This is a genomic window from Vibrio sp. E150_011 (genome assembly GCF_053544015.1).
This window is the reverse complement of the sequence record NZ_JBHFOL010000025.1, coordinates 26,111-52,694: the sequence shown is the minus strand read 5'-3', so window position 1 is coordinate 52,694 and position 26,584 is coordinate 26,111. Positions and strand designations below refer to the sequence as shown.

Below are 26,584 nucleotides of genomic sequence, written 5' to 3'. Positions count from 1 at the left end.
CAGCCGCAACAGGGGTTGAAGCCAGACGAGGTGTATCAGTGGATTGAGGAAGCGGGATTTATGATTCATGGTAAATCTGGCATTCGCTCATTTAGTGATTACATCGGCAATATGCAGTACATGGGAGATTACACGGCTGAAGAGGTTCTGAAGTTAGAGCAGCAGCTGTGTCGGCAAGAGCCTTATCTCTCTATGGGTCGATATATTCATGTATGGGCACAAAAAAATGAACAGGAAAGATCATGAGTGAACACGCTCTTCCTGCTGGAGACAAACCTATTGACGAACTTGTCGGATGGGTTAAACAGCATGATTTTTCATTAAATCTGTCAACAGAACGGTTGGCGTTTCTCATTTCTATCGCAGTTTTGAGTAACGAAAGGTTTGATGAAGAGCTGGGCGAAGGAGAATTGCATGACGCGTTCAAGATCGTAACCCAGCAGTTTGATGAGACCGGTGATGCATCTGCATTCCGCGCAAATAATGCGATTAATGAGCTCGTAAAACAGAAGCTCATGAGTCGTTTTACCAGTGAAGTGACCGATGGGGCGAGCATTTATCGCTTGAGTCCATTGGCGATTGGTATTACCGACTATTACGTCAGACATCGCGAATTTTCTAAGCTACGTTTATCGATTCAGCTGTCTATGGTGGCTGATGAGATGGCGAAGGCCATTGTGTCTGCGCAAGAAGGTGGCACGGTTGGTCATTGGCGTAAAAATGTCTTTGGCGTTTTAAAGTATTCGGTTGGGGAGATTTTCGACCAGATTGATCTTAACCAACGTGTCATGGATGAACAGCAGCAATTAGTGAAGCAGCAGATCGCAGAGCTACTAAATAAAGACTGGCGAGAGGCGATCAATAACTGTGAATCATTGCTATCAGAAACGTCTGCGAATCTTAGAGAATTGCAAGATACGCTGCAGGCAGCTGGTGATGAACTACAAACCCAGATTCTTGATATTCAAGAGATCGTCTACGGTGATGATGAGCTCGAATTTGTTGGTGAGGCACTGTTTGGGCTTCAAATGAAGCTTGACCGCATTATTAGCTGGGGACAGCAGGCCATCGATCTTTGGATCGGCTACGACCGTCATGTGCACAAGTTCATCCGAACCGCGATTGATATGGACCAAAACAGAGCGTTTAGCCAACGGTTACGCCAATCGGTCACGGACTATTTTGATGCGCCTTGGTATCTGACCTACGCTGACGCTGAGAAACTGTCAGACCTACGTGATGATGCCCTCGTACTGCGTAACGAAGAAGTGACGGGTGCCGTACCATTAGACGTCGAATACGAAGAATTTGAACAAGTGAATGATGAGCTTGCAGAGCGCATCGCTGAGATGTTGAAAGTGCACAGAGAACGTGGTGCGGCCATCGATTTAGGCCGAGTGCTAAGAGACTATTTAACCGCCCATCCTCAAACACATCATTTTGATTTAGCAAGAATCGTGATCGATCAAGCCGTCAGACTCGGTTATTCACAATCTGACTACGCGGCTATTCAGCCCGACTGGCAAGCGATCAACGATTTTGGCGCAAAGGTACAAGCAAATGTCATCGACAAATATTGACGAATACATGTCAGAGAAACTGGCAAAAGCAATCACTAATCCCCTGTTCCCCGCACTCGATAGTGCCCTTCGAGCAGGGCGACACGTCTCGTCGGAAGACCTAGACAACCACGCATTACTTTGTGATTTTGAAGTAGAGCTTGCCTCATTCTATCAACGCTATAACACCGAACTGGTGAAAGCCGCAGAAGGCTTCTTCTACCTAAGACCACGTTCTACAACGTTGATTGGACGAAGCGTGCTTTCAGAGCTCGATATGCTAGTCGGTAAAGTACTGTGTTTCCTTTATCTGAGCCCTGAGCGTCTTGCGCATGAAGGTATCTTCACCAATCAAGAACTCTACGAAGAGATTCTATCATTGGCAGATGAAACCAAACTAATGCGTCTCGTAACGAATCGCGCGACCGGCTCTGATCTCGATAAAGAAAAACTGTTTGATAAGGTGAAAACGTCTCTTCGTCGTTTACGCCGTTTAGGTATGACGATTTCTATCGGTGATACTGGCAAGTTTCGTATCAGCGAAGCGGTCTTCAGGTTTGGTGCAGACGTGAGGTTGGGTGACGATATGCGAGATGCACAACTTCGCTTGATTCGAGATGGTGAAGCAGTTGCTCACTCTCAAGCGCCTATGCAACAAAGCTTGATTCCTAGCGAAGAATCGACCAGTAATGATGAGCAATTAAGTAACAACGAAAACGAGCAAGGACAATTCGAGGCTGACGTATGATTGAAAGAGGCAAGTATCAATCAATGACCATGATCAACTGGAACGGGTTCTTTGCTCGTACGTTTGATATCGACGGTCTTGTAACCACCTTATCCGGCGGAAATGGTGCTGGTAAATCGACGGCGATGGCCTCGTTCATTACGGCATTAATCCCGGATCAAAGCTTACTGCATTTTAGAAACACCACAGAAGCAGGGAGCTCCCAAGCCTCGCGTGACAAAGGGCTTTACGGAAAACTACAGCCGGGTACGTGTTATTCAGCGCTGGACGTGGTGAATTCACGAAATCAACGCATTTTGTTTGTGGTTAAGCTGCAGCAAGTCGCGGGTCGCGATAAGAAAGTGGATATCAAGCCCTTTGTTATTCAGGGTTTGCCAAGTCATGTTAAACCGACCGATGTGTTGATCGAAAATGTGTCAGACAACCATGCTCGCGTTCGCCAGATCAACGAAGTCAAAGAAGTCGTGAGTGCGATGGAAGGCGTTCAATTCAAAGCCTTCAGCTCGATTGTTGAATACCATTCGCAAATGTTTGATTTCGGCGTATTGCCGAAAAAGTTGCGTAATAACAGCGACCGCTCTAAGTTTTACCGATTAATTGAAGCCTCATTATACGGCGGGATCTCAAGCGCGATTACTCGTTCGCTTCGTGATTATCTATTACCGCAGAATGGTGGGGTGAAGAAAGCCTTCCAAGATATGGAGTCAGCGCTGCGTGAAAACCGCATGACCCTAGAGGCGATCAAAACCACACAAGCCGACCGAGATCTGTTTAAACATCTGATCACCGAGTCAACGAATTACGTGGCGGCTGATTACATGCGTCATGCAAATGAAAGGCGTAATAAGCTAGAGCAAACACTGGCGCTGCGTGGTGAATTATTTGGTTCGCGTCAAAGTCTTATTTCTCAAAACGAATTGCTCAACAACGTTCAGCAGGCGTTGACCATGCTGGTGGAAAGTGAGGCTGGCTTAGAACAAGACCATCAAGCGGCGCAAGACCATTTACAACTGGTGCAAAACGCCCTACGCCAGCAAGAAAAAATTGCTCGCTATCAGGAAGATCTTGAAGAGTTGAGCGAGCGTTTAGAAGAGCAGGTGATGGTGGTTGAGGAAGCGCAAGAGCGTAAACTCATCGCAGAAGAACAAAGTGTTCAAGCTGAGGAAGAGGTGGATAGCCTTAAGACTCAACTCGCTGATTACCAACAAGCGCTTGATGTTCAGCAAACACGAACTTTGCAGTATCAACAAGCCGTGCAAGCGCTGGAGAAAGCTCGCCAGTTGTTGGGTCAAGTTGATCTTGATGAAAGCACGGCCGCGGCTCAGCTTACGGCATTAAAAGCGCAAGAAACCACGACCACGACCACCCTGCTTGAGCTTAAGCATCGTGTCGATTTATCGTCGGCAGCCGCGCAACAATTCGAGTCTGCGCTGGCGTTGGTCAAACAGGTAGTGGCTAACGTGAGCCGTGCTGAAGCGTCAAGTGTCGCGAAAGGGTTGATGAAAGATTTCAACCAACATCAGCAAACGCTAAAAGATGAAAATCAACTGCGCGCTCAGTATCGTGATGTTGAGAAATCAATGGAACAGCAGCAGCAAGCGAAGCAGTTGCTAACCGATGTCGAGCAGCAAGGCGTCGTCATTAACAGTGAAGCCGATTTAGAACTTGAGTCAGAAAGTCAGCGCGAACGCGTACTGGAAACAGAACTACAGCTTGAAACGCTAAAAGATACGCAGCGCGATACAAAACAGAAAGCACAAACCTACAGTGCTGACATCGCGAAGTTAGAAGCGCACGCACCACAATGGATTCGCTCGTTTAACGCCTTAGAAGCATTACGTGAACAATCGGCGCTAGAGTTGGTCGACCGCTCTGATGTGATCGCCTCAATGCAACAGATCAATGAATCTGAACGCCAGACAGCGTCTTCTAGAGACACACTAGCGATCAAACGTGAAGAGCTTGAAAGAGAGATCGAGCGCCTGGCTTCGCCGGGTGGTTCAAACGATCCTCGTCTCAAGGGATTAGCCGATACGTTAGGTGGCGTTCTATTGTCAGAGATTTATGACGATATTACCTTAGATGACGCCCCGTATTTTAGTGCCATGTATGGTCCAGCTCGTCACGCTATTGTGGTCTCAAACCTAGACGGCATTAAAGAAAAGTTAGTCGAGCTGGATGATTGTCCGGAAGACCTCTATATCATTGAAGGTGATATTGATGCATTTGATGACAGCACCTTTGATGCAGACGAACTCGGCGGCGCGGTTTGCGTTCAGTTAAATGAACGCCAACTGCGTTATTCACGTTTTCCAACCATTCCATTGTTTGGACGCGCTGCGCGTGATCAGCGTTTAGAGTTGTTGCGTGAGCAAAGAGATGAGACCGTCGAGTTACATGCAAAAGCTGCGTTTGATGCTCAGAAACTTCAACGACTTTATCAAGCGTTCAATGCGTTTGTTGCCGAACACATGCAGCTCGCTTTTGACGAGGATCCTGAGCAGGCGATTGCCGTATTGCGTGAGCAATTAGGGCAATGTAATCGTCAGAACAACGATCTGAAGCAACAAGAACAGAGTGTGGTCTCACAATTTAAACAAGCCAAACAGACGGTTGTGTTACTTGACCGTCTTACCATGGCAGCGAACATGTTATTTGATGAGACGCTTGTTGAGCGCTTTGAAACCTTACAGGTTCGTATTGAAGAACTGAATTCAGCGAAGCAATTTGTCTCTGTTCATGGAGCGGTGCTTGCTAAATTGGCGGAAGTGTCGAATGCGTTGGATAGCGATCCAGAACAGTTTGATGCGCTAGAAGGTGAGTACAACAGACTTGATGTCGCGCTGCAGACCCTGAAAGGTCAGATTTTTGCCGTCGCTGATTTGGTAGAGCGTCGTCCACATTTCGCTTATGCAGATTCCGTTGAGATGCTAAGTAAAAGCAGCGAATTGAGTGAGCAACTCAAGGCTAAATTGGTTCAAGCAGAAGCCGCTCGTGGTCGCCTGCGTGATGGGTTGAAACAAGCTCAAGAACAATCGAATCAATACAACCAAGTCATGGCCTCGCTGAAAAGTTCATATCAAGCGAAGCAAGAAACCGTTCAAGAATTTAAGGTTGAGTTGCAAGACTACGGTGTGGTTGCGGATGAAACCGCGTTTGAGCGTGCAGAAAAGCGTCGTGAAGAGCTGCATTTAGCGCTGCAAACCTCACGTACTCGTAAAAGCGAGTATGAAAAAACCATGACAGCGACAGAGCTCGAAATGAAGGGGCTGGTGAAGCGCCTGAAAAAGGCTCAAAAAGAGTATGTTGAACTGCGCACTTATGTGGTTGCCGCCAAGGCGGGTTGGTGCAGCGTCCTACGTCTAGCAAAAGAAAATGATGTAGAACGTCGACTGCATCGTCGTGAATTGGCTTATCTTAGCGCAAATGAACTGCGTTCTATGTCGGATAAGTCGCTAGGTGCGCTACGTTTAGCGGTTGCTGATAATGAAAACTTACGTGATGCGCTAAGGTTGTCGGAAGACAATGCCAAGCCTGAGCGTAAGGTCTTATTCTATATCGCAGTTTATCAACACTTACGTGAACGAATTCGCCAAGATATTATTCGCACCGATGATCCGGTAGAAGCGATTGAAGAGATGGAAGTGGAGCTTGCTCGACTGACTGAAGAACTGACACAGCGTGAAAACCGTCTTGCATTGAGCTCAGATTCTGTCTCTAGCATCATTAAAAAGACCATCCAACGAGAGCAAAATCGTATTCGAATGCTCAATCAAGGCTTATCCAATATCCACTTTGGGCAAGTCAAGGGTGTGCGTCTCAACGTGAAAGTTCGTGAAAGCCATGAGCAGCTGCTCGAGGCATTGACGCGTGAGCATACTGACTTGTTTGAAACCATGCGCTATACCTTCTCTGAAGCTATGGCGAAATTGTTCCAGCGCGTTAATCCACATATCGATATGGGACAACGTTCGCCACAGGTATTAGGTGAAGAGCTTCTTGATTATCGTAATTATCTCGAACTCAGCGTTGAAGTGAACCGTGGGTCCGATGGTTGGTTGCAAGCCGAGTCTGGTGCGTTGTCGACAGGTGAAGCCATTGGTACTGGCCAATCTATCCTATTGATGGTCGTACAAAGCTGGGAAGAAGAATCGAGACGCTTACGTAGCAAGGACATTGTTCCTTGCCGGTTATTGTTCTTGGACGAAGCGGCGCGTTTAGATGCGAAGTCTATCGCTACCTTGTTTGAGCTATGTGATCGTCAAGGCATGCAGTTATTGATAGCGGCCCCTGAAAACATCAGCCCAGAGAAGGGTACAACGTATAAACTCGTTCGTAAGGTCTTTAAAGATCACGAGCATGTACACGTCGTTGGTCTGCGAGGGTTTGGTGAGAATAAGCAAGCAGAACAGATAAAAGAGCTTGAAGAGCAGATCTTAGGTTAAGATCTAATTGGATATAGATACAAAGAGGCGTGGCACGATAAGTGTCATGCCTCTTTTTTGTTGTCACTCTTTAACCTTATTCAATGAGTGTGATAATCGTTCTGTGGGCGATGCTGAAGAGTGCTCACGGGGTTGTTTCCGTTCGTATAAGACGGTATCGGTTTAGAGTGATTTCGACACTCTACTTCTCGTGGGTCAGCAGAGACGTATTTAAACCTAAATTTCAAAAACCTTTCCAGACAAAAGCTAGCCTTAATCAGGAACGAAAACATCCAACAATTCGTCATTTCTTTGAAGAAAGGAATCTACCGACAGCGCTCACTGAACCAAAACAATATCAAAAACTAACCGTCATCCCCTTGAAAAAGGGGATCTTCATCAGCGTGTTGTGAGCCTTTTCTGGTGTCATTCGTGTCTATGTAAGTGAGTCACACGCTTTGGGCGATCCTCGTCTGCACGAGCATATCGGCGTAATAGGGGGGGAAGAGCGATCAGCTAGGAATTCACTGCCCAGAAATGAGTCGGCTTAGTCTTCACCAGCGCAGATTGAACTCTAGTATGTTAGTGCTATCCCAAATAAAAACTAACCGTCATCCCCTTGAAAAAGGGGGGATCTTCATCAACGCGTTGTAAACCTATTCTGGTGTCATTCGTGTCTATTTAAGTGAGCCACACGCTTTAGGCGATCCTCGTCTGCACGAGCATAAAGGCGTAATAGGGGGGTGAAAAGCGATCAGCTAGGAAGTCACTGCTCAGAAATGAGTCGGCTTAGTCTTCACCAGCGTAGAATGAACTCTGGCATGTTAGTGATCTCACAAATAAAACTAACCGTCATCCCCTTGAAAAAGGGGATCTTCATCAGCGTGTTGTGAACCTATTCTGGTGTCATTCGTGTCTATTTAAGTGATTCACACGCTTTGGGCGACCCTCGTCTGTAAGCGACAACTAGTGTAAGCATGAAGTGATCGATTAGTAGTACCTGTATTTTGCTCAAAAAAAACGGTGAGTATAAAACTCACCGTTCTTGTTTAGTTTGTTAGTCGTTTGGGTGACCGAACATCTTCGCCGCGTACTCGACTCGTTCTTCCGGAGAAGGGTATTCGAATGGGTTTGGCGTTCCCAGTGACTCGATGTGTTGAAGGCGTGGAAGCAATCCGCTGCCGTTCGCTATCTGAATAGCAAGCCCTGGTCGAGCATTCAACTCGAGCACCATTGGCCCTTCTTCACGGTCGAGCACCATGTCTGTGCCCATGTAACCGAGCGTTGTCATCTCATAGGCACTGGAGGCAAGCGTCAATAAGCGCTTCCAATGCGGAACCACCAATTGAGACAACTCTTTTCCTGTATCAGGATGAAGCAGTACAGGTTGATCGTATTGAACTGCGCGAACGGCTTTGCCAGTGGCAATGTCTATACCAACCCCTACGGCGCCTTGGTGCAAGTTTGCCTTACCGTCTGACATCGAGGTCGACAAGCGCATCATGGCCATAACAGGGTAGCCCTGAAAGACGATAATACGCACATCAGGCACACCTTCGTAACTAAAGCCGTCGAAGCAATCATCAAACTTGATGAGGTTCTCGACGACCGCTACGTCATTTTTGCCACCTAAAGAGAACAAACCTGCTAGCGCGTTACTGATGTGACGCTCAACATCGACCTCGTTGATCGTTGCCCCTGATGGTTTGGTGTACACCCCATCTTTATGGTCAATGATCACCAGAATACCTTTACCACCACTGCCTTGAGCGGGTTTGATAACAAAACCTGGCCACTCTTTGACCATTTTATGAACTTTCTTTACTTCGGCTTGGCTGCGAATAACGCCAATCAAAGCCGGTGTGGTAGCTCCGGCTTTTTCCGCAATAATCTTGGTCTGTAATTTATCATCAACCAAGGGGTACTTAGAGCGATCATTGTATTTACTAATGTAACTATGGTTTCGCTTGTTCATTCCCATAATGCCACGCTCGCGTAGCTTAAACGGGCTAGTAATCTTGTCGAACATAGATTAATCCTCCGTTAGAGGTTTGAATCGACGAAGCTCTGTTAGACGATAACCTGTATAAGTACCGACTAATAAAATCGCTCCAAGGATGACCAGCTGTAAACCGATAAAGTTAAACGTTAGATGTTGGATGTATGGATTGGTCATTGCCAGATAGACAATCACAGCCGTTGCTAGAGAGCCACCGCCTTGCAGCACGACTTCCTTCACGCCTTCTTCTTCCCACAAGATAGACATACGTTCAATCGTCCACGACAGGATGATCATAGGGAAGAACGTGATAGAGAGTCCTTCTGTAAGGCCAATCTTAAACGCGACTACGGTAAAGACGGAAATAATCAAAATAACCGTGATTATGACGGCAGATATCCGTGCGACTAACAAGAGGTTGAGCTTGGATAAGTAACTACGAATGACAAGACCTGTACCGACAATGAGCAAAAAGCCCACAATACCAGTGACCAGCTGAGTCTGCACAAATGCGACCGCAATCAGTACTGGCATGAAAGTACCCGATGTTTTTAATCCGACGAGAACGCGCAATAACACAACGATTAACGCACCAATCGGAATCAACATAATGGTCTTAAACATAGCCTGCTCTTCGAGCGGCAAACTGTGGATAGAGAAATTTAATAGACCATCAGAGTCGACTTTACTGTTTGTTGCCTCTTGCGCGCTGACTTCTTGAGCGATCATAGTAAAGTGCACTTTACTGTCTTTACCGCCTACGACGTCAAGTAATGACACGTTTGAAGCATCCCAAACCAGTAGGTTGTTCTTTTTGAGACCGTCTGCAGACTCGGGCGCAAAAATTTGCCATTTAGCGCCGTCCCAGACCTGAATCATTTGCTGAATCGACTGTCTACGACGACCATCTTCTAGCTCAATCACGCCAACCGTTTTACTTGGAACTTCAGCAAACGCTAACAGCTTAGCCGCCGCTTGGGTTTTATTCATCGTATTGAGGATAAGTGCCGAGTTTTGGCTATCGACATCGTTAAGGGTTTTGATGAGTTCGCGAGTGAAGGTGATGTTGTCAGAAGAGCGGCTATTTGCGCGATCAATTAGAGCAATCGCCGCGGCTTCTTCTGGGCCGTCAAAGGTTGGGATTACCATGTCGCCAGTGGGTGGCTCTGATTGTGCAACCGCTTGGTCATCGACTAAAAACTGTGTTTTATAGTATATCGTTTGTGGCCCGTTAGCTTCACGGATAGACCATTCTGCTCGTCGACCAGCATCGGTGTCTACATAAGAGATGCCGTAACCAGGTGAAGAGGCTGACTCACTGATTAGAGTGAAACCGTCTTGTGTATAGGGAGCGGCTAGGGAGACTTTAGCTGGTTCGCCCGTTCCATTGAACTCGACACGAGATTCAATATCCCAAACTTGACGAGCTTCGCCCGGGGTCCAAGGCACACCGTAGGTGTCGTGTCTTAAGACGCTAAGCGCGATACCTATTGCAATCAGTACGCCAACTGATAAAAAAAATGGAATACGTGAAGTCATAAACAACCTTATTATTGTAATTTACTTTCCCTGAAAGTGTTATTCAAAAGAGATTCATTCGTTAGAAGAAAGTATATATTGCTGACTTACGTCTACTAAAGCAATATCTTTGATGAATTCTCTTCCTAGTAATATAGGGTGGGTCATTTGAGAGCGATCTGCCAATGTAAATTGCGCTTTTTCATGGATTTTTCCGACACGAATCCATAATTGAACGACAGCTCTGCGTTCAGCTTTGTCATTTGTTGGTTGGCGAATCTTGACGTAGCGTACTACTGGAGATTCAATCCAGCGTTTTTCTTGCTCTTTAGCGTGATCGTCGATGAGATGAAACTTGACCCATTCTTTCCCATCCCGCTCAAATACCTGAATATCAACCGCGTTTAATGAAGAGGTTGCGGCACCAGTATCCACACGAGCGTCAAAGCCGCGTTTTAGGGCATCCAGCTCAACCTTCTCCACTGAACCTAACAATACGGGCTTCGATGAATTAGAAGCAATGATAGGGGCAGGTTGTTTCTGGGGCTCTGCAAGTTTTTCAACAGCGCTTTCTTGATTGCTTTGTAATGTGTCGATGCGTTCGGTGAGCGCAATCACTTCGGATTCAAGGCTATCGATGTAGTCACTTTGGTTGCTAATTTGTAAATCTAAATTGGTCAGGCGATTATCAATGCGCTGCTCTGAGGTCTCAATCGCGTTTAAGGTACTTTGGTGAAGTTCTTGGTGGTTTACGGAAGTGCAGCCAGCGAGCAGAGCGATGGCGGCAAGCGGTACCAAGCGTTTGTACATCTTAAATCCTAAATAGTAAGTGGTCAGTGGGAATGGGTCGACGCGAATTTTAACGCATCAAATAGGGAGTATGATACTCCCTATTGTCAGCGCTACGTCAGAGTTATTACTTGTCGGTATTGATCGTAGAAAAACCGCGCAAAAATCGATTTAACTGCTTGGATTATCGGCAATTAGTACTGCGCGACGTGGCGCTGGATAACCCTCGATTGTTTTGCTTGGGTCATTAGGGTCTAGATAATCAGGTAGTGAGTTATGGGTCATCCATTCCGTGGTTCGTTGTTCGCCGACAGAGGTGACGTTTTCGTCAACAATGCGAACATTTTCAAAGCCTACTTTCTCGAGCCATACCTTTAACGCTAATGCAGATGGGAAAAAGTAAACATTGCGCATTTGCGCATAGCGATCAAATGGTACCAATACGGCGTTTTCATCGCCGTCGATAACCAGCGTCTCAAGGATTAACTCACCACCTGGGACCAATTGGTTTTTTAGTTGAATCAAATGGTCGAGCGGAGAACGGCGGTGATACAAGACACCCATACTAAAGACGGTATCGAAGGCCTCAAGCTCTGGTAATTGCTCGATACCGAGCGGTAACAAATGAGCTCTTTGGTCATCTCCCATGAGTTTACGAATCGCCTCAAACTGCACCAAAAATAGATGAGAAGGGTCGATGCCCACACACAAGCGTGCGCCTTCGCCTAGCATGCGCCACATGTGGTAACCATTACCGCAGCCGACATCGAGAATAGAGCGGTCTTTTAGAGGGGTAATATGAGGAAGTACTCGATCCCACTTCCAGTCTGAGCGCCATTCGGTATCAATATGGATGTCATGGACAGTATACGGACCTTTGCGCCATGGGTGGAACGTTCGAAGCAGGCTTTCGAGTTTTTTCATTTCTCCAACTGGCAGCGCGTCATTATTGGATAAGCTCACACTGTTTTTAAGGTCGACTTGATCTGGCGTGCCGTCTTGGATTTTTGCCAGTGCTCGTAACCAACGGTCGAAGTCACCATGTTGTGCGTTTTGCCAATCAGTCAATTGTTGTGGCAGTACGGTCAACCATGGCTGTAAGCGTGTATCTTGGGCAATAAGTTGGTAAAAATTTGCAAAGTTAAACATGGGAATCTCGATAGGGTTGACTTATTTAATGGCGAACATAGAACCAAAATTGAAACATTGGAACCAGACTTCAGAACTACTGAATCCGATATCATTAAAACGTTGTTTATGAGTGGCGATCGAATCTGGACGCATGACGTGCTCAATGGCGCTTCGCTTTTGACTGATCTCTAATTCGCTATAGCCATTGGCTCGTTTAAAATCATGGTGCAAATCGATCAATAACTCGTGAGCCGCCTCATCTTCAAAGATGTACTTTTCAGAGAGGATCAAAATGCCTCCAGGACGCAAGCCATGGTAGATTTTTTCAAGTAGCGTTAGGCGGTCTTCTGGCGATAGGAACTGTAAGGTAAAATTAAGTACCACGACGGACGCATTGTCGATTTCGATGTGGCGGATATCGGCCTCAATGACATCAACCGGTGTATCCGAACGGTAAGCATTGATATGCAGCTTGCATCGTTCGACCATGGCTGAAGAGTTATCGACGGCAATGATCTTGCAACCTTCTTGATGAATATGGCGACGCATAGACAAGGTTGCCGCCCCTAATGAACACCCAAGGTCGTACACAACAGAATGAGGTTTGGCAAAGCGTTCAGCCAGCATACCGATGGCTGAAATGATATTACTGTAGCCTGGTACCGATCGCTGAATCATGTCTGGGAAGACTTCTGCAACCCTTTCATCAAACGTGAAATCACCAATTTTATTGATAGGCGCAGAGAATATCGTATCTTTGTTTTCCATGTCGTCTCTCTCATTCTGTAGACGTAATAAAAAGGCGCGCATTTTACGCTATTCACTATAGCTTGTCATTAGAAGAAAAGAATGGGCAAATTAAGTGCAGACGATGAGGAGAAAGAGTGGGGTAACAGAAGGTCAATAAAGCCTAGTGTATGGCTGCAAAGATGAGAAACTTTTTCAGACGCAATGTTCTGTCTTACTAGTGGGGCGTATGCTTTATATCGGTATGAAGATGTCTTATTTATAGTGATGTTAACTATGAAAATGACTCAAGTGAACATACCTAAAACATCGATATTTGTTGCTCATTTTCCTTCGGTGGAAATGCTGGAAGGCGCGCAAGTTCGACATAGTCGTTGAGTTGCAAATAAAGTCGCTTAGCCAGCTCTGGTGCGAACTGATTATCGGGGGTGTGGATCATTAAATACGGCTGTTTTCCTTCTGCTATCCATTGAGGCAGTTTGGATAGCCAAGGTTTAAAGAAAGCATCGTTTTCCGCAAGGTCAGGGTGACCGATGAATCGAATCATTGGACGCTGAGCCGTAGCAATAGCGTGTACGGGTACCTTAGGTTTGTTGCTGTGGGCGTCGATGACCGCCGGCGTATCTGGTTTGGCAGAAAAAACAGGCCGACTGTCCATAATGATTCGATCTATCTCTTGTTCAACGAGCCATTGATTCAAGCGTTTTTCATGGTCGCTTTTATCGAAAAAAGCAGGGTGACGAACCTCTACGCCCAACGGCATGTCGGAAGGGAGTTGTTGGCGAAAGGTCTGCAATGCAGAAAATGCATCGGGACCGAAGCTACGCGGTAACTGAATCGTCAACATACCCAGTTTTTCTTGTAGCGGTTGCATGGTATCTAAGAATGCTTTAAGTGGCGCTTTACAGTGTTTAAGTTGCTGATCGTGAGTAATGGCTTTCGGAAGCTTGAAAGTAAAACGAAAGTTGTTAGGCGTGGCAGCATGCCAATTATTCACCGTGTTGGCGCTGGGTGTGGCGTAAAACGTCGTATTCCCTTCCACGGTATGGAACACCGAGGCATAGCGCTCTAGGCGTTCATTTGGCTTAGTGCCAGAGCCATATAAGGAATGAAGCCAGTCACTGTGGGACCACATGGTTAGACCTAATCGTAAACTCAGTTCGTTCATTCTGGCGTCCGCTGCTGGATTGTTGATATTTTGTCCATTTGGTCAAATAGACGAAGTCTGACGGTAATTAAACACAACAAAACTGTCAATTTAGGTCGATTTTAGACGATTTTCCGAGTATAAATGAACCTTTAATTTTGTACGTGGTAATTGTGGTTATTCAATAAGCAGTTCACGGGCAATTTGATTCTTTTAATAATTGGAAATTGGGAAATTCACTATGCGTAGCCATTACTGTGGTCACCTGAACAAGTCCCTTGCAGGACAAACTGTAGATTTGTGCGGCTGGGTTAATCGTCGCCGTGATTTAGGCGGTCTTATCTTTATTGATATGCGAGATCGCGAAGGTATCGTTCAGGTAGTTGTCGATCCAGATATGGCGGATGTGTTCGAAGTGGCAAGCCAACTTCGTAACGAATTCTGCATTAAGCTGACGGGTGAAGTTCGTGTTCGTCCAGAAAGCCAAGTGAACAAAGACATGGCAACGGGTGAAGTGGAAATTCTGGCATCAGGCCTAGAAATCATTAACCGTTCAGATGTACTGCCTCTTGATTTCAACCAAACTAACTCAGAAGAGCAGCGCCTGAAGTATCGTTATATCGATCTTCGTCGTCCAGAGATGAGCGACCGCATTAAATTGCGCGCTAAAGCGTCAAGCTTTGTTCGTCGTTTCCTAGATGACAATGGCTTCCTCGACATTGAGACACCTGTACTGACGAAAGCAACGCCAGAAGGTGCGCGTGATTACTTGGTACCGAGCCGCGTACACAAAGGGTCATTCTACGCATTGCCGCAATCACCGCAGCTATTTAAGCAGCTTCTGATGATGTCTGGTTTTGACCGTTACTACCAGATCGTTAAATGTTTCCGTGATGAAGATTTGCGTGCTGACCGTCAGCCTGAATTTACTCAAATCGATATCGAAACCTCATTCATGTCAGCAGAGCAAGTGCGTGCAACGACAGAGAAAATGGTTCGTGACATGTGGCAGGAATTGCTGACAGTTGATCTGGGTGATTTCCCTATCATGCCGTTCTCTGAAGCGATTCGTCGTTTTGGTTCTGATAAGCCTGATCTACGTAACCCATTAGAGCTTGTTGATATTGCTGACCTTGTTAAAGATGTCGAATTCAAAGTGTTCTCTGGCCCTGCGAACAACGAAAAAGGCCGCGTAGCGGTTATTCGTGTTCCTGGTGGCGCGAAGCTGACTCGTAAGCAAATTGATGGCTACGGCGAGTTTGTTGGTATCTACGGAGCGAAAGGCTTGGCATGGATGAAAGTGAACGATCGTGCTGCTGGCATTGATGGTGTTCAGTCTCCAGTGGCTAAGTTCCTAAACGAAGAAGTGATCAACGGTATCCTTGAGCGCACTCAAGCAGAATCTGGCGATATTATCTTGTTTGGTGCTGATACTCAGAATGTCGTCTCTGAAGCACTTGGCGCGTTGCGTCTAAAACTGGGTAAAGACCTAGAGCTAACAGATACATCAGCATGGAAACCACTTTGGGTTATCGATTTCCCAATGTTTGAAGAAGATGGCGAAGGTAACTTGCACGCGATGCACCACCCATTCACATCACCTTTAGGCATGGATGCAGAAACGCTTAAAGCAAACCCTGCTGCGGCGATTTCAAATGCATACGACATGGTCATTAACGGCTACGAAGTGGGTGGCGGTTCTGTACGTATTCATAATTCAGAAATGCAATCTGCGGTATTTGGCATCTTAGGTATTGAAGAAACTGAGCAACGCGAGAAGTTTGGCTTCCTACTTGACGCATTGAAGTACGGTACGCCACCTCATGCTGGTCTTGCGTTTGGCCTTGACCGTTTGGTGATGCTACTGTGTGGAACTGACAATATCCGTGACGTTATTGCGTTCCCTAAAACGACGGCAGCAGCATGTCTACTGACAGATGCGCCTAGCCTTGCAAACCCTGCTTCACTTGATGAGCTTGCGATTGCGGTGAAAGTTGCCAAAGAGAAAGACGCATAAGACGTTTTTTTGTACCGATGATTTCTGGTGTACAGATTAGCCATACGCGCATATATCGATTCAAGCGCCTGTAAGGCTATGAATATATAGATACAATGAAATCAAACAAATAATCCCGCTCCGGCGGGATTTTTTATACCTAATTTAGGTATAGTAATGACAATCACCTTCTCAATCTTATCCAATTAAATAGAATTCAAAGGATTCCTTATGGCTGGTCATAGTAAATGGGCGAACATACGTCATCGTAAAGCGGCGCAAGACTCAAAGCGTGGCAAGATTTTCACTAAGCTGATTCGTGAAATTGTGGTTGCAGCAAAAGAAGGCGGCGCAGAGCCTGAGAACAACCCGCGTTTAAGAGCGGCAATTGATAAAGCATTATCCAACAATATGACGCGAGACACAGTGAATCGTGCCGTCAGTCGTGGAGCGGGTGGCGAAGGCGACGACAATATGGAAACCGTGATCTATGAGGGCTATGGACCCGCGGGCACCGCAGTCATGGTTGAATGCATGACCGACAACCGAAACCGAACCGTTTCAGGTGTGCGCCACGCCTTTTCAAAGTCAGGTGGTAACCTGGGAACGGACGGCAGCGTCAGCTATCTATTCGAAAAGAAAGGTGTGATCTCCTACGCCCCGGGCCTAAATGAAGATGATGTCATGGAAGTCGCGCTTGAAAGCGGTGCCGATGATATTGAAACGGGCGATGATGGAGCCATTGATGTCTATACAGCACCTGCTGAATTTGGTCAGGTAAAAGATGCACTCGATTCAGCGGGATTAGAAGCAGCGAACGCTGAAGTAACGTTGGTACCGTCAACGAAAGCGGATCTGGATATAGAATCCGCCCCGAAACTCTTGCGCCTTATCGATGCGTTAGAAGACTTAGATGATGTCCAAGAGGTCTATCACAATGGTGACATCTCTGACGATGTCGCGGCAGCGTTATAATCATGTCGATTATTCTTGGTATTGATCCCGGATCTCGAATTACAGGTTACGGTGTCATCCGTCAGCAAGGCAGGCATTTGTACTATCTCGGCAGTGGCTGTATTCGTATGTCTGAAAAAGAGCTGCCTGGACGCCTCAAACAGATCTACGCAGGCGTGAGTGAAATTATCACTCAGTTTCAACCCGATGTTTTTGCCATTGAGCAAGTGTTTATGTCTAAAAACGCCGACTCAGCGCTTAAACTTGGGCAAGCACGTGGCAGTGCTATTGTTGCGGCGGTTAATCACGACCTTCCGGTCCATGAATACGCGGCGCGTTTAATCAAACAAGCCGTGACAGGTACGGGTGGGGCAGATAAAGCGCAAGTGCAACATATGGTGATGAGTATGCTCAAGCTTGCAGCAAAACCACAAGCGGACGCAGCGGATGCGCTGGGTGTCGCGATTTGTCATGCGAACACCAATAAAACACTCATTGCATTGGCGGGTAAAGCCACCGGCGCTAAGCGTGGACGCTATCGATAGGGCGTATTGCCCTATCAATTATTGATTCAGTTAGCCAATCATATATTGTCCTACCTGACTATTTATTGCTTGATCTCCCGTATTCCCCTGATTCGCCGCCTTCTCAGATGCTATGCATAGCGCCTTCTCCGATGTTATACATGATGCTATACATAGTGGCTTATCTAGCTAAGCTGGTGGCCAGCGCTCTAGAACGCGTCGCCCTTGTTGTCGATGATATTTTTAACGATAAGCACCCCACACTTTTGTGGCAAACCCGAGTGAATGTATTGTTAAATTATTGTTAATATCTATAATTGGTCCGATGAGTCATGTCAACGGACCAATTAGAATGAAAAACAATGTCATCTGGCACACCTTTATATTTGATGCTTCTCGCTTGTCCCATACGGTATTAAGAAGGGCTGAAATTACGGCTGTTTTTGCTGTTGTGGCTTTTATTGTGGGCTTATATAGCGCAATTAAGTGGCATGGCAATGGTCATGCGGCTTTGTTCATGACGTCTCTCATTCTAATCGTGTTGGAGTGTATCTCTGTTGCACTGTTACGCTGGACACGCGGTATTACCCTAGCGCTAAATGTTGGCTTTCTTGGCATGACCACGCATGCACTGAATATCATTTACCAAAGTGGCGGTATTGTTGATTCCACTCAATCATTTTGGGCGCCGTTACTTATTGTGGCTTTTTACCTGTCTGCATCACGCGTGATGGCGTTAACCTGGAGCCTGACTATCGTGCTCGTCGCCTGTACGATGACGTATCTTCACACGACGGATTATGCTTATCCCCAGATAGAGTTGTCCGCAAGTAAGCAGACTATCGAGATATGGTCTGGGATGATATTGCCGCTGTTGGTGATCTGTTTTGCGCAAAGCTTTACCTCAAAACAGAAAGAGAGCGCCATTGCCCGCGCAGAAAAATCGTTACAGCAAAGTGAGCGTGAAGCGCAGAAATCGGCGGAGGGGCAATCGAAACTCGATGCGACATTTGTGGTGGTGAATGAGAGTGTGGAAGAGCTGGATGAGGTCATCCACCATGTGAATACGCAGTCGTCGCAACTCACCGACAATGTGCAATCCTTAGGGTTAAATAGCGCCTCTCAAGCGAGCGCTGCGGAAGAAATGAGTCAACAGCTAGAGCAGCTTTCCGCGTTTACTCAAGATTCGGTGGCCTTCATGTCACAAGTGACGCAGCAAACGGAAGCCATAAAATCCCAGGCAGAAAGCAGCAGTGACATGCTAAGCGCGTCAACCCAAGCGATCGCTAACATAGACCAAAGTAACCAAAAAGTGGTCTCGGTGATGGCGCTGATCACGACCGTGGCTGACCAAACCAATTTACTCGCACTTAACGCTGCTATTGAGGCGGCACGCGCTGGTGAGCACGGCCGAGGTTTTGCTGTGGTGGCAGAGCAGGTACGAGAGTTGTCATCCAAAACCAGTAACTCGGTTGAAGAGATCCGTGCACTCATTGGGGATAGTCAAAGAGAGATTACCTCTGGCCAGCAAACGATTCAGACGACGGTGACGGAATTAAGTCAGATGATTGAGCAAGTTCAGGTGATTTCGACTGAGATTAGCGACCTAAGTCAACTTGTCAGCCAACAGAACCAAGCAATTAGCGAGCTAGATCAAGCCAGTAGTGAGGTCGCACATTCAGTCGCGGACAGTAAAACGGTCGCGGAAGACATCCAATCGATTACCCTAAAACTGAACCAACAGATCAATGAGGGAACAGAGTTGTCTGAGCGTCTTCGTACCGTATTAGCTTAATTACGCGGTAGCTGCCGCTTCGAACGGTCTCACCTAAATAACTGGATACCCATCCAGTTATTCTATATCCTAAGCCCTATTACAATAAGCATGAGAAATTACACTGTGATAGGACGATTACGCGGAATTCTAGTCGAGAAGCAGCCCCCTGAATTATTGATTGAGGTAGGGGGTGTTGGCTATGAAGTCCAAATGCCAATGAGCTGTTTCTATGAATTGCCAGAAGTCGGTCAAGAAGCCATTATTTATACACACTTTGTCGTGCGAGAAGATGCGCAACTTTTGTATGGCTTTAACTCGGTGAGCGAGCGAGCGCTGTTCAGAGAGGTCATTAAGGCCAACGGTGTCGGACCAAAACTGGGCCTAGGTATCCTTTCCGGTATGTCGGCGAGTCAGTTTGTTTCTTGTGTTGAGCGTGAAGACATCTCCACATTAGTGAAGCTTCCTGGTGTCGGTAAGAAAACCGCTGAACGCCTTGTTGTTGAAATGAAAGACCGTCTGAAAGGGTGGGGGGCCGGTGACCTATTTACTCCGGCAACCGATGCAGCGCCAATTGATGGCATGTCATCGTCGAATAACGCAGAAGATGAAGCGGTGAGTGCGCTGCTTGCGCTAGGCTATAAATCTGCGCAAGCATCCAAAGTGGTGTCACAAGTAGCAAAGCCTGGAATGAGCAGCGAAGCGCTTATCCGCGAAGCATTGCGTACCATGGTTTAAGCTTGATAACGGTTCAATAGAGACGAATATATGATTGAAGCTGATCGCTTAATTGCTCCAGAAAATCCAGTTTTCAAAGACGAAGACGTGATTGATAGAGCAATTCGGCCAAAAAAATTAGCCGACTACGAAGGACAACAGCATGTTAGCGACCAAATGGAAATTTTCATTAAGGCTGCGCAGTTGCGAAATGAACCGCTTGATCATTTGTTGATCTTTGGCCCTCCAGGCCTAGGTAAAACAACGCTCGCCAATATTGTTGCCAATGAAATGGAAGTGAGTATCCGAACGACGTCTGGACCTGTATTGGAAAAGGCAGGAGATTTGGCGGCATTGCTCACTAACCTTGAAGAAAACGATGTCCTGTTTATTGATGAGATACATCGACTGAGCCCTATGGTTGAAGAGATCTTGTATCCTGCTATGGAAGATTATCAGTTGGACATCATGATTGGCGAAGGCCCAGCAGCACGTTCAATCAAGATCGATTTACCCCCATTTACCTTGATCGGCGCGACCACAAGAGCGGGCTCGTTAACGTCTCCGTTACGTGATCGCTTCGGTATTGTACAACGCCTCGAATATTATAAAATTGCTGACTTACAACGTATTGTTCAGCGAAGTGCAGCCTGCCTAAATCTGTCTATGGAGCCTGAGGGCGCATTAGAGATTGCGCGTCGTGCCCGAGGAACGCCTCGAATTGCCAACCGCTTATTGCGCCGCGTACGTGATTACGCCGAAGTGAAAGGTGATGGCCATATTTGTTCTGATATTGCCGATAAAGCCTTGAATATGCTCGATGTCGATCATCAAGGGTTTGATTATATGGACCGCAAACTTCTTTTGGCCATTATGGAGAAGTTTTCAGGCGGTCCAGTTGGTTTGGACAACTTAGCCGCAGCCATTGGTGAAGAAAAAGACACCATTGAGGATGTGATCGAACCGTATTTGATTCAACAAGGCTATTTGCAAAGAACGCCGCGAGGAAGAATTGCTTCTGACCGTGCCTATTTGCATTTTGGTGTTGATAAGTAACCAATGTAAACGGATTGGGCAATAAACGTCAGCGATTATGGTAAACGCTCCCGCAATGTTAACCGTGCCCATCGACGATAAATAAAAAATTACTTTTCAATTTTACACCTACTAATCGGCATGCCGTTGATATGGCGCGGCATGCTGATGTTGCTGAATACTAAACAGTGACTCATTCGATCTGAGCATGTTGTTGGCTATAACCCTTACCACTAAAGGGTTGCTTACGCTTTACCGCCGTACTGGCCCATTCCCCAATCTCGTTACAAATCCACGCTAAATTTGATCTGTGTCATTGTGAGCAAAGATCGTACAATCAACTCTTTGTCTTTATTGATGTAAATCAAAGCACGCCAGCAAATAAACCTTTTGAAACTGATTCAATTTACCAGTAATATTAGCCGCAGCTATATTAGCGCAAGCTTAACAAATAACTAACCATTAGGGTACATATTCGCAACAAGGATGATGCTAAGTCTCAACAAGTTTAATGTAAATTAAACAGTCATCCTTGTCGCTTAATATAGAACGTGTCGTTCAGCCGACACAAAAGGAGTTACCATGATAGACGTAGTGGAGCTGTCGCGATTGCAATTTGCACTCACGGCGATGTATCACTTCTTGTTCGTTCCATTGACACTCGGTATGGCGTTTCTTCTCGCTATAATGGAGTCTCTGTACGTAATGACCGATAAGCAAATCTACAAGGACATGACAAAGTTCTGGGGTAAGCTGTTCGGGATTAACTTTGCACTTGGTGTTGCCACCGGTTTGACCATGGAGTTCCAATTTGGTACCAACTGGTCGTACTATTCACATTATGTGGGTGATATTTTTGGTGCGCCACTCGCCATCGAGGCCCTTGTTGCCTTCTTCCTAGAGTCCACTTTTGTCGGTCTTTTCTTCTTTGGCTGGGATAGGCTAAGTAAGCGTCAGCATTTAGCCGTAACATGGCTAGTTGCACTGGGTTCAAGCTTTTCTGCTTTATGGATCCTGGTTGCGAACGGTTGGATGCAACACCCTGTAGGTGCTGAGTTCAACTACGAAACCATGCGTATGGAAATGGTGAGCTTCGCTGATGTGGTATTGAATCCGGTTGCTCAGGTGAAATTTGTTCACACCGTGGCATCTGGTTACACCGCAGGTGCGATGTTCGTTCTTGGTATCAGCTCATACTATATTTTGAAAGGCCGCGATCTAGCATTCGCTCGTCGTTCATTTGCTATCGCTGCTTCTTTTGGGATGGCGGCTATCCTGTCTGTTATCATCCTAGGTGATGAGTCTGGCTATGAGTTAGGCGACGTTCAAAAAGTGAAACTGGCGGCAATCGAAGCTGAATGGCACACCGAACCTGCTCCAGCCGCATTCACCCTGTTTGGCCTGCCAAATCAAGACGAAATGCATACGGACTTTGCCGTCAAGATCCCATACGTGATGGGCATCATCGCCACGCGTTCTCTTGATACAGAAGTGACGGGCCTACGCGACCTACGTGAAGAACACGTTGACCGTATTCGTACCGGTATGTACGCCTATGAGTTGCTTGAAAAACTTCGCGCCGGTGACCGCAGTGACGAGAACCTTGTTGCGTTTGATGAAGTAAAAGAAGACCTCGGCTATGGTCTCCTACTGAAGCGTTATACCGATCAAGTGGTTGATGCGACGGAAGACCAAATTCAAGCAGCAGCGGATGATTCAATCCCGACCGTTTGGCCGTTATTCTGGTCGTTCCGTGTGATGGTAGCGTGTGGCTTTATCATGTTATTCATCTTTGGTGCGGCATTTGTTCAAACGTGTCGTCAAAAGATCACCCAAAAGCCATGGCTTCTAAAAGCCGCGCTATTTGGTATGCCACTACCTTGGATTGCAATTGAAGCCGGTTGGTTTGTCGCAGAGTACGGTCGTCAACCATGGGCGGTGGGTGAAATCCTTCCTACCCACGTAGCGGCGTCCGCATTAACAATGAGTCAATTATGGACCTCGTTGTTCGCCATCATAGCGCTCTATACCGTATTCCTTGTTGCTGAAGTTTACCTCATGGTGAAATTCGCACGTAAAGGACCAAGTAGCTTGAAGACAGGCCGTTATCATTTTGAACAAAATGGCGACTCGGCTGAAGATAAAGTTAATCGACAAGTCGAAGCGTAAGCAGGGAGAAATAGAATGTTTGATTACGAAGTCTTACGATTTATCTGGTGGATACTAATCGGCGTACTACTGGCTGGTTTCGCTATCACCGACGGTTTTGATATGGGTGTGGGCGCACTTGTCCCATTCGTAGGAAAAACGGATACGCAGCGTCGTGTCATGATTAATTCCATCGCTCCGCACTGGGATGGCAACCAAGTATGGTTGATCACCGCGGGTGGTGCACTGTTTGCCGCTTGGCCATTGGTCTATGCAACGTCGTTCTCTGGTTTCTACTTAGCCATGATCTTGACGTTGGCAGCACTTTGGCTACGTCCTTTGGGCTTAGATTACCGCTCTAAAATCGAAGATCCAAGATGGCGTAATACTTGGGATATCGCCATTTCAATCAGTGGCTTTGTCCCGCCGATTATCTTTGGTGTGGCATTCGGAAACCTGTTACAAGGCGTACCGTTCCAGCTGAATGAATTCATGATGTCGACATACCACGGTTCATTCTTCGGCTTGCTCAACCCGTTTGCATTGCTATGTGGTTTTGTTAGCTTGTTCATGATCATTTTGCAAGGCTCTACTTGGTTGCAGATGAAAACCACTGGTGAGGTACATGACCGAGCTCGCAGTATCGCTCAGGTTATGGGTCTACTCGTTGTCGGTGCCTTTGTTGCAGCAGGCTTCTGGATTCAAAACATTGATGGTTACGTAATTGTAAGTAGCCTTGATACAGGCGCAGCGTCGAATCCTCTCAATAAAGAAGTAGTACGTGAAGCGGGTGCGTGGATGGCGAACTTCGAGAAGTATCCATTGCTTTGGATTGCACCTGCACTAGGTGTGTTCATGCCATTACTCGCGGCGATTGCATCTCGTTTTGAAAAATGTGCGTTTTCGTTCATCGCTTCAAGTCTAGCGAATGGCGGTATCATCTTTACCGCAGGGTTTGCGATGTTCCCGTTTGTGATGCCAAGCAGCCTGAATCCTAGCCACAGTTTGACAATGTGGGATTCAACCTCAAGTGAACTGACGTTGAACTTGATGACAGGGGTGGCGTTTGTCATGGTACCGGTGATTCTTAGCTACACCGCTTGGACCTACTACAAAATGTTTGGTCGTCTTGATGACAAGTTCATCGAAGAAAACAAAAACTCACTTTATTAAGGAGCACATAGAATGTGGTATTTTGCTTGGATTTTAGGTGTTCTTCTAGCGTGTGCGTTCGGCATCATTAACGCATTGTGGCTAGAACACAGTGAAATGATGGACAAGGACAGTGAGTAGTCTCAACGCGCAGGTTGCGAACCTTCACCAGTGGCTCGATAAAACGTGGTTACGCGTTATATCATTGTTGCTCGGTTTTGGTCATGTTGGGATATTCATGTGGCGACCGGATGCGTACGCAGAACAAATCGGTGGCTTTCCATCGGGCTTAGGGCTGGTTTTTGTCTTTGCTCTATGTTCCAGCATGGTATATGGCGTTGGTTTTAAACCAAGATTCTGGCTTTGGCAGATCGTCTTTAGCCCCTATATACCGCTCACTGTATTGAGTTACTTGACGATACTGTACGTTAGTTAGAAAACATACGTTAGTGACTAAAGCCGTCAGTTAGGAAAAAGCTCGAGCATTCGCTCGGGCTTTTTGTTTTCTGGCATACCGTTTTTATTTATAAACCACACCAAACGGACACTTTTGGTAACAACTTAATCAGTTGAGTGTAAATTTTCGCACTTTATCCCAAATTTCTTGTCAGCAGTAATAACAATCATATCCACTTACGCTATATTAGGGCGTTGTTGTTTATAGGAAATTATCAATTTGATTGACTTACCATCGTATTTTGAATTCCCGGTCACCGTGTATTACGAAGATACCGACGCGGGAGGCGTGGTCTACCATTCCAATTATTTGAAGTTTTTTGAGCGCGCACGTACCGAGCTACTGCGCAGTGTCGGCGTGAGTCAAAATATCTTACTAGAAGAGCATATTGGTTTTGTCGTTCGCCACATGGATATCGACTTTGTTCGAGGTGCTCGATTAGATGCCCATCTCACCGTCAAAACCGTTGTTTCAGAATTTAAACGCGCCTCATTAACGTTTCAACAAGAAATAGTCGATGCAGAGGGTGTGACATTCGCGAAGGCACTGGTTAAAGTGGCATGTATTGATAATGTTAAAATGAAGCCGAAGGCAATACCTTCGTCAATCTTATTGGAGTTAAAACGTGAACGCTGAAATTTCGTTTTTGGATCTTTTTCTACAAGCCAGTTTGCTTGTAAAGCTTGTCATGATGATCTTGCTGGGAATGTCGGTCGTGTCTTGGGCTATGATCATCAAGCGTAGTAAGGTTTTAACGCAAGCGACCAAAGCCTCTGATGTCTTTGAAGATCGGTTCTGGTCGGGTGCCGATTTGTCGGTGATCTACCAAGACGTGAAGAAACGTAAAGATGAACTCTCAGGAAGCGAAGAGATCTTTTACAGCGGCTTCACTGAATTTTTAAGATTAAGACAATCTAATTCAGATTCGCCAGCTTACATCATGGAAGGGACTGGCCGTTCTATGCGTGTTGCGGTGGCTCGTGAGGTGGATGATCTTGAGGCAAACCTACCATTCTTAGCGACCGTGGGTTCTATCAGCCCATACATCGGCTTATTTGGTACTGTTTGGGGCATCATGCATGCCTTCATTGCCCTTGGTGAAGTCAAGCAAGCAACGCTCGCAATGGTGGCACCGGGTATCGCTGAAGCATTGATTGCTACCGCGATGGGACTGTTTGCCGCTATTCCAGCCGTCATGGCCTATAACCGTCTGAGCACAAAAGTAGGTAAGCTAGAGCATAACTACGCAACGTTCTCAGAAGAGTTTTACTCAATCCTGCACCGTCAAGCGATGGCCGGTAAGGAACAGTAATGGCAGGTTACCAACGTAAGAAAAGAAAACTGACCGCAGAGATAAACGTTGTCCCCTACATCGATGTGATGTTGGTGCTGCTGATTATCTTTATGGTGACATCACCTTTTGTTACTCAAGGGGTGGATGTGGAATTGCCAAAAACGTCAACGGCGAAGCCTGCGTCTGATCTTGCCGGCGATACCGACGCGAGCTTTATTATTGTTGAAGTGGATCGTGATGGAAATTTTGGCCTTAGTGTCAACAACGAAGACGTACAACGTGGTTTAAGCCTGCAAGACATAATCGTCAGGGTGCGTGCAGAATTGTCCATTAATCCTAATTCGCCAGTGGCTGTGGGCGGCGATGCCGCAACACCCTACGCCGAAGTGGTTTTGTTATTAGATGAGTTGAGTCAAGCAGGGATACCTAAAGTAGGCCTGTTGACCGATATCAGGGAATAGTCATCGCAGC

General features: G+C 46.4%; 22 protein-coding genes and 1 pseudogene. 17 read left to right on the top strand and 6 right to left on the bottom strand.

What is annotated here, in order from left to right; translation table 11 throughout:
- The 4 genes and pseudogenes from ACE1OE_RS22800 to mukB form a co-directional block, all read left to right on the top strand.
- A pseudogene (locus ACE1OE_RS22800) lies at positions 1–246 on the top strand (tRNA uridine 5-oxyacetic acid(34) methyltransferase CmoM); the annotation flags it as partial.
- On the top strand, positions 243–1,580 hold the full coding sequence (gene mukF / locus ACE1OE_RS22795) for a chromosome partition protein MukF (protein WP_102471407.1): 1,338 nt from the start codon (positions 243–245) through the stop codon (positions 1,578–1,580). The pseudogene ACE1OE_RS22800 and the gene mukF, both read left to right, overlap by 4 nt.
- Positions 1,561–2,307, top strand: coding sequence for a chromosome partition protein MukE (gene mukE / locus ACE1OE_RS22790; RefSeq protein WP_449212355.1), 747 nt, complete (start codon positions 1,561–1,563; stop codon positions 2,305–2,307). Before mukF ends, mukE begins: the two co-directional genes overlap by 20 nt.
- Positions 2,304–6,752, top strand: coding sequence for a chromosome partition protein MukB (gene mukB, locus ACE1OE_RS22785; protein ID WP_449212354.1), 4,449 nt, complete (start codon positions 2,304–2,306; stop codon positions 6,750–6,752). The genes mukE and mukB overlap by 4 nt, the downstream gene beginning before the upstream one ends.
- 1,036 nt (positions 6,753–7,788) lie before the next feature.
- Here the strand turns inward: mukB and ACE1OE_RS22780 are convergent.
- From ACE1OE_RS22780 to ACE1OE_RS22755, 6 genes are all read right to left on the bottom strand, one after another.
- Positions 7,789–8,760, bottom strand: coding sequence for an alpha-L-glutamate ligase-like protein (locus tag ACE1OE_RS22780; RefSeq protein ID WP_102471410.1), 972 nt, complete (start codon positions 8,758–8,760; stop codon positions 7,789–7,791).
- 3 nt (positions 8,761–8,763) lie between these two features.
- Entirely contained in the window at positions 8,764–10,269 is a 1,506-nt protein-coding gene (locus ACE1OE_RS22775) for an inactive transglutaminase family protein (RefSeq protein ID WP_449212353.1), read from the bottom strand.
- Positions 10,270–10,323: 54 nt separating this feature from the next.
- Positions 10,324–11,058 carry an ATP-dependent zinc protease family protein gene (locus ACE1OE_RS22770; RefSeq protein ID WP_372060864.1) on the bottom strand — a complete coding sequence of 245 codons (735 nt, stop codon included), beginning with the start codon at positions 11,056–11,058 and terminating at the stop codon, positions 10,324–10,326.
- 150 nt (positions 11,059–11,208) lie between these two features.
- Positions 11,209–12,186 (bottom strand): tRNA 5-methoxyuridine(34)/uridine 5-oxyacetic acid(34) synthase CmoB, encoded by a 978-nt coding sequence (gene cmoB / locus ACE1OE_RS22765; protein WP_449212352.1) that lies wholly within the window; start codon positions 12,184–12,186, stop codon positions 11,209–11,211.
- Positions 12,187–12,207: 21 nt separating this feature from the next.
- On the bottom strand, positions 12,208–12,936 hold the full coding sequence (cmoA, locus tag ACE1OE_RS22760) for a carboxy-S-adenosyl-L-methionine synthase CmoA (RefSeq protein WP_102471414.1): 729 nt from the start codon (positions 12,934–12,936) through the stop codon (positions 12,208–12,210).
- 280 nt (positions 12,937–13,216) lie between these two features.
- Complete coding sequence (locus ACE1OE_RS22755; RefSeq protein ID WP_449212351.1) at positions 13,217–14,083, bottom strand: DUF72 domain-containing protein; 867 nt, start codon at positions 14,081–14,083, stop codon at positions 13,217–13,219.
- Between the two features lie 220 nt (positions 14,084–14,303).
- Between ACE1OE_RS22755 and aspS the strand changes: the two genes are divergently transcribed.
- The 13 genes from aspS to tolR all read left to right on the top strand — a co-directional run bounded on the left by aspS (position 14,304) and on the right by tolR (position 26,574).
- A complete protein-coding gene (gene aspS / locus ACE1OE_RS22750) occupies positions 14,304–16,079 on the top strand; it encodes an aspartate--tRNA ligase (RefSeq protein ID WP_449212350.1) in 1,776 nt (591 codons plus the stop codon).
- 210 nt (positions 16,080–16,289) lie between these two features.
- On the top strand, positions 16,290–17,033 hold the full coding sequence (locus ACE1OE_RS22745; RefSeq protein ID WP_102471417.1) for a YebC/PmpR family DNA-binding transcriptional regulator: 744 nt from the start codon (positions 16,290–16,292) through the stop codon (positions 17,031–17,033).
- Positions 17,034–17,035: 2 nt separating this feature from the next.
- Positions 17,036–17,557, top strand: coding sequence for a crossover junction endodeoxyribonuclease RuvC (gene ruvC, locus ACE1OE_RS22740; RefSeq protein ID WP_102471418.1), 522 nt, complete (start codon positions 17,036–17,038; stop codon positions 17,555–17,557).
- Between the two features lie 331 nt (positions 17,558–17,888).
- Complete coding sequence (locus ACE1OE_RS22735; RefSeq protein WP_449212349.1) at positions 17,889–19,331, top strand: methyl-accepting chemotaxis protein; 1,443 nt, start codon at positions 17,889–17,891, stop codon at positions 19,329–19,331.
- A 105-nt stretch (positions 19,332–19,436) separates the two neighbouring features.
- On the top strand, positions 19,437–20,048 hold the full coding sequence (ruvA, locus tag ACE1OE_RS22730) for a Holliday junction branch migration protein RuvA (protein WP_102471419.1): 612 nt from the start codon (positions 19,437–19,439) through the stop codon (positions 20,046–20,048).
- Between the two features lie 30 nt (positions 20,049–20,078).
- The gene (ruvB, locus tag ACE1OE_RS22725; RefSeq protein WP_102471420.1) at positions 20,079–21,083 is read left to right on the top strand and encodes a Holliday junction branch migration DNA helicase RuvB; all 1,005 of its coding nucleotides are present in this window, start codon (positions 20,079–20,081) and stop codon (positions 21,081–21,083) included.
- A gap of 561 nt (positions 21,084–21,644) precedes the next feature.
- Positions 21,645–23,231: a cytochrome ubiquinol oxidase subunit I gene (cydA, locus tag ACE1OE_RS22720; RefSeq protein ID WP_102471421.1), complete on the top strand. Its 1,587-nt coding sequence runs from the start codon at positions 21,645–21,647 to the stop codon at positions 23,229–23,231.
- 15 nt (positions 23,232–23,246) lie between these two features.
- Positions 23,247–24,383: a cytochrome d ubiquinol oxidase subunit II gene (gene cydB / locus ACE1OE_RS22715; RefSeq protein ID WP_102471422.1), complete on the top strand. Its 1,137-nt coding sequence runs from the start codon at positions 23,247–23,249 to the stop codon at positions 24,381–24,383.
- A gap of 12 nt (positions 24,384–24,395) precedes the next feature.
- Positions 24,396–24,503 (top strand): cytochrome bd-I oxidase subunit CydX, encoded by a 108-nt coding sequence (cydX, locus tag ACE1OE_RS22710; RefSeq protein ID WP_000270284.1) that lies wholly within the window; start codon positions 24,396–24,398, stop codon positions 24,501–24,503.
- Positions 24,496–24,798, top strand: a complete 303-nt coding sequence (gene ybgE / locus ACE1OE_RS22705; RefSeq protein ID WP_102471423.1) for a cyd operon protein YbgE — start codon at positions 24,496–24,498, stop codon at positions 24,796–24,798. Before cydX ends, ybgE begins: the two co-directional genes overlap by 8 nt.
- A 234-nt stretch (positions 24,799–25,032) precedes the next feature.
- Positions 25,033–25,455 carry a tol-pal system-associated acyl-CoA thioesterase gene (gene ybgC / locus ACE1OE_RS22700; RefSeq protein WP_449212356.1) on the top strand — a complete coding sequence of 141 codons (423 nt, stop codon included), beginning with the start codon at positions 25,033–25,035 and terminating at the stop codon, positions 25,453–25,455.
- Positions 25,445–26,131, top strand: coding sequence for a protein TolQ (gene tolQ, locus ACE1OE_RS22695; protein ID WP_102471425.1), 687 nt, complete (start codon positions 25,445–25,447; stop codon positions 26,129–26,131). Before ybgC ends, tolQ begins: the two co-directional genes overlap by 11 nt.
- Entirely contained in the window at positions 26,131–26,574 is a 444-nt protein-coding gene (gene tolR / locus ACE1OE_RS22690; protein ID WP_372060871.1) for a protein TolR, read from the top strand. Before tolQ ends, tolR begins: the two co-directional genes overlap by 1 nt.
- Positions 26,575–26,584: the final 10 nt, after the last annotated feature.

What these genes read in the sequence shown, in the direction of transcription:
- mukF (WP_102471407.1), top strand. Translation starts at nt 243, where the DNA reads ATGAGTGAACACGCTCTTCCTGCTGGAGACAAACCTATTGACGAACTT.
- mukE (WP_449212355.1), top strand. Translation starts at nt 1,561, where the DNA reads ATGTCATCGACAAATATTGACGAATACATGTCAGAGAAACTGGCAAAA.
- mukB (WP_449212354.1), top strand. Translation starts at nt 2,304, where the DNA reads ATGATTGAAAGAGGCAAGTATCAATCAATGACCATGATCAACTGGAAC.
- ACE1OE_RS22780 (WP_102471410.1), bottom strand. Translation starts at nt 8,760, where the DNA reads ATGTTCGACAAGATTACTAGCCCGTTTAAGCTACGCGAGCGTGGCATT.
- ACE1OE_RS22775 (WP_449212353.1), bottom strand. Translation starts at nt 10,269, where the DNA reads ATGACTTCACGTATTCCATTTTTTTTATCAGTTGGCGTACTGATTGCA.
- ACE1OE_RS22770 (WP_372060864.1), bottom strand. Translation starts at nt 11,058, where the DNA reads ATGTACAAACGCTTGGTACCGCTTGCCGCCATCGCTCTGCTCGCTGGC.
- cmoB (WP_449212352.1), bottom strand. Translation starts at nt 12,186, where the DNA reads ATGTTTAACTTTGCAAATTTTTACCAACTTATTGCCCAAGATACACGC.
- cmoA (WP_102471414.1), bottom strand. Translation starts at nt 12,936, where the DNA reads ATGGAAAACAAAGATACGATATTCTCTGCGCCTATCAATAAAATTGGT.
- ACE1OE_RS22755 (WP_449212351.1), bottom strand. Translation starts at nt 14,083, where the DNA reads ATGAACGAACTGAGTTTACGATTAGGTCTAACCATGTGGTCCCACAGT.
- aspS (WP_449212350.1), top strand. Translation starts at nt 14,304, where the DNA reads ATGCGTAGCCATTACTGTGGTCACCTGAACAAGTCCCTTGCAGGACAA.
- ACE1OE_RS22745 (WP_102471417.1), top strand. Translation starts at nt 16,290, where the DNA reads ATGGCTGGTCATAGTAAATGGGCGAACATACGTCATCGTAAAGCGGCG.
- ruvC (WP_102471418.1), top strand. Translation starts at nt 17,036, where the DNA reads ATGTCGATTATTCTTGGTATTGATCCCGGATCTCGAATTACAGGTTAC.
- ACE1OE_RS22735 (WP_449212349.1), top strand. Translation starts at nt 17,889, where the DNA reads ATGAAAAACAATGTCATCTGGCACACCTTTATATTTGATGCTTCTCGC.
- ruvB (WP_102471420.1), top strand. Translation starts at nt 20,079, where the DNA reads ATGATTGAAGCTGATCGCTTAATTGCTCCAGAAAATCCAGTTTTCAAA.
- cydA (WP_102471421.1), top strand. Translation starts at nt 21,645, where the DNA reads ATGATAGACGTAGTGGAGCTGTCGCGATTGCAATTTGCACTCACGGCG.
- cydB (WP_102471422.1), top strand. Translation starts at nt 23,247, where the DNA reads ATGTTTGATTACGAAGTCTTACGATTTATCTGGTGGATACTAATCGGC.
- cydX (WP_000270284.1), top strand. Translation starts at nt 24,396, where the DNA reads ATGTGGTATTTTGCTTGGATTTTAGGTGTTCTTCTAGCGTGTGCGTTC.
- tolR (WP_372060871.1), top strand. Translation starts at nt 26,131, where the DNA reads ATGGCAGGTTACCAACGTAAGAAAAGAAAACTGACCGCAGAGATAAAC.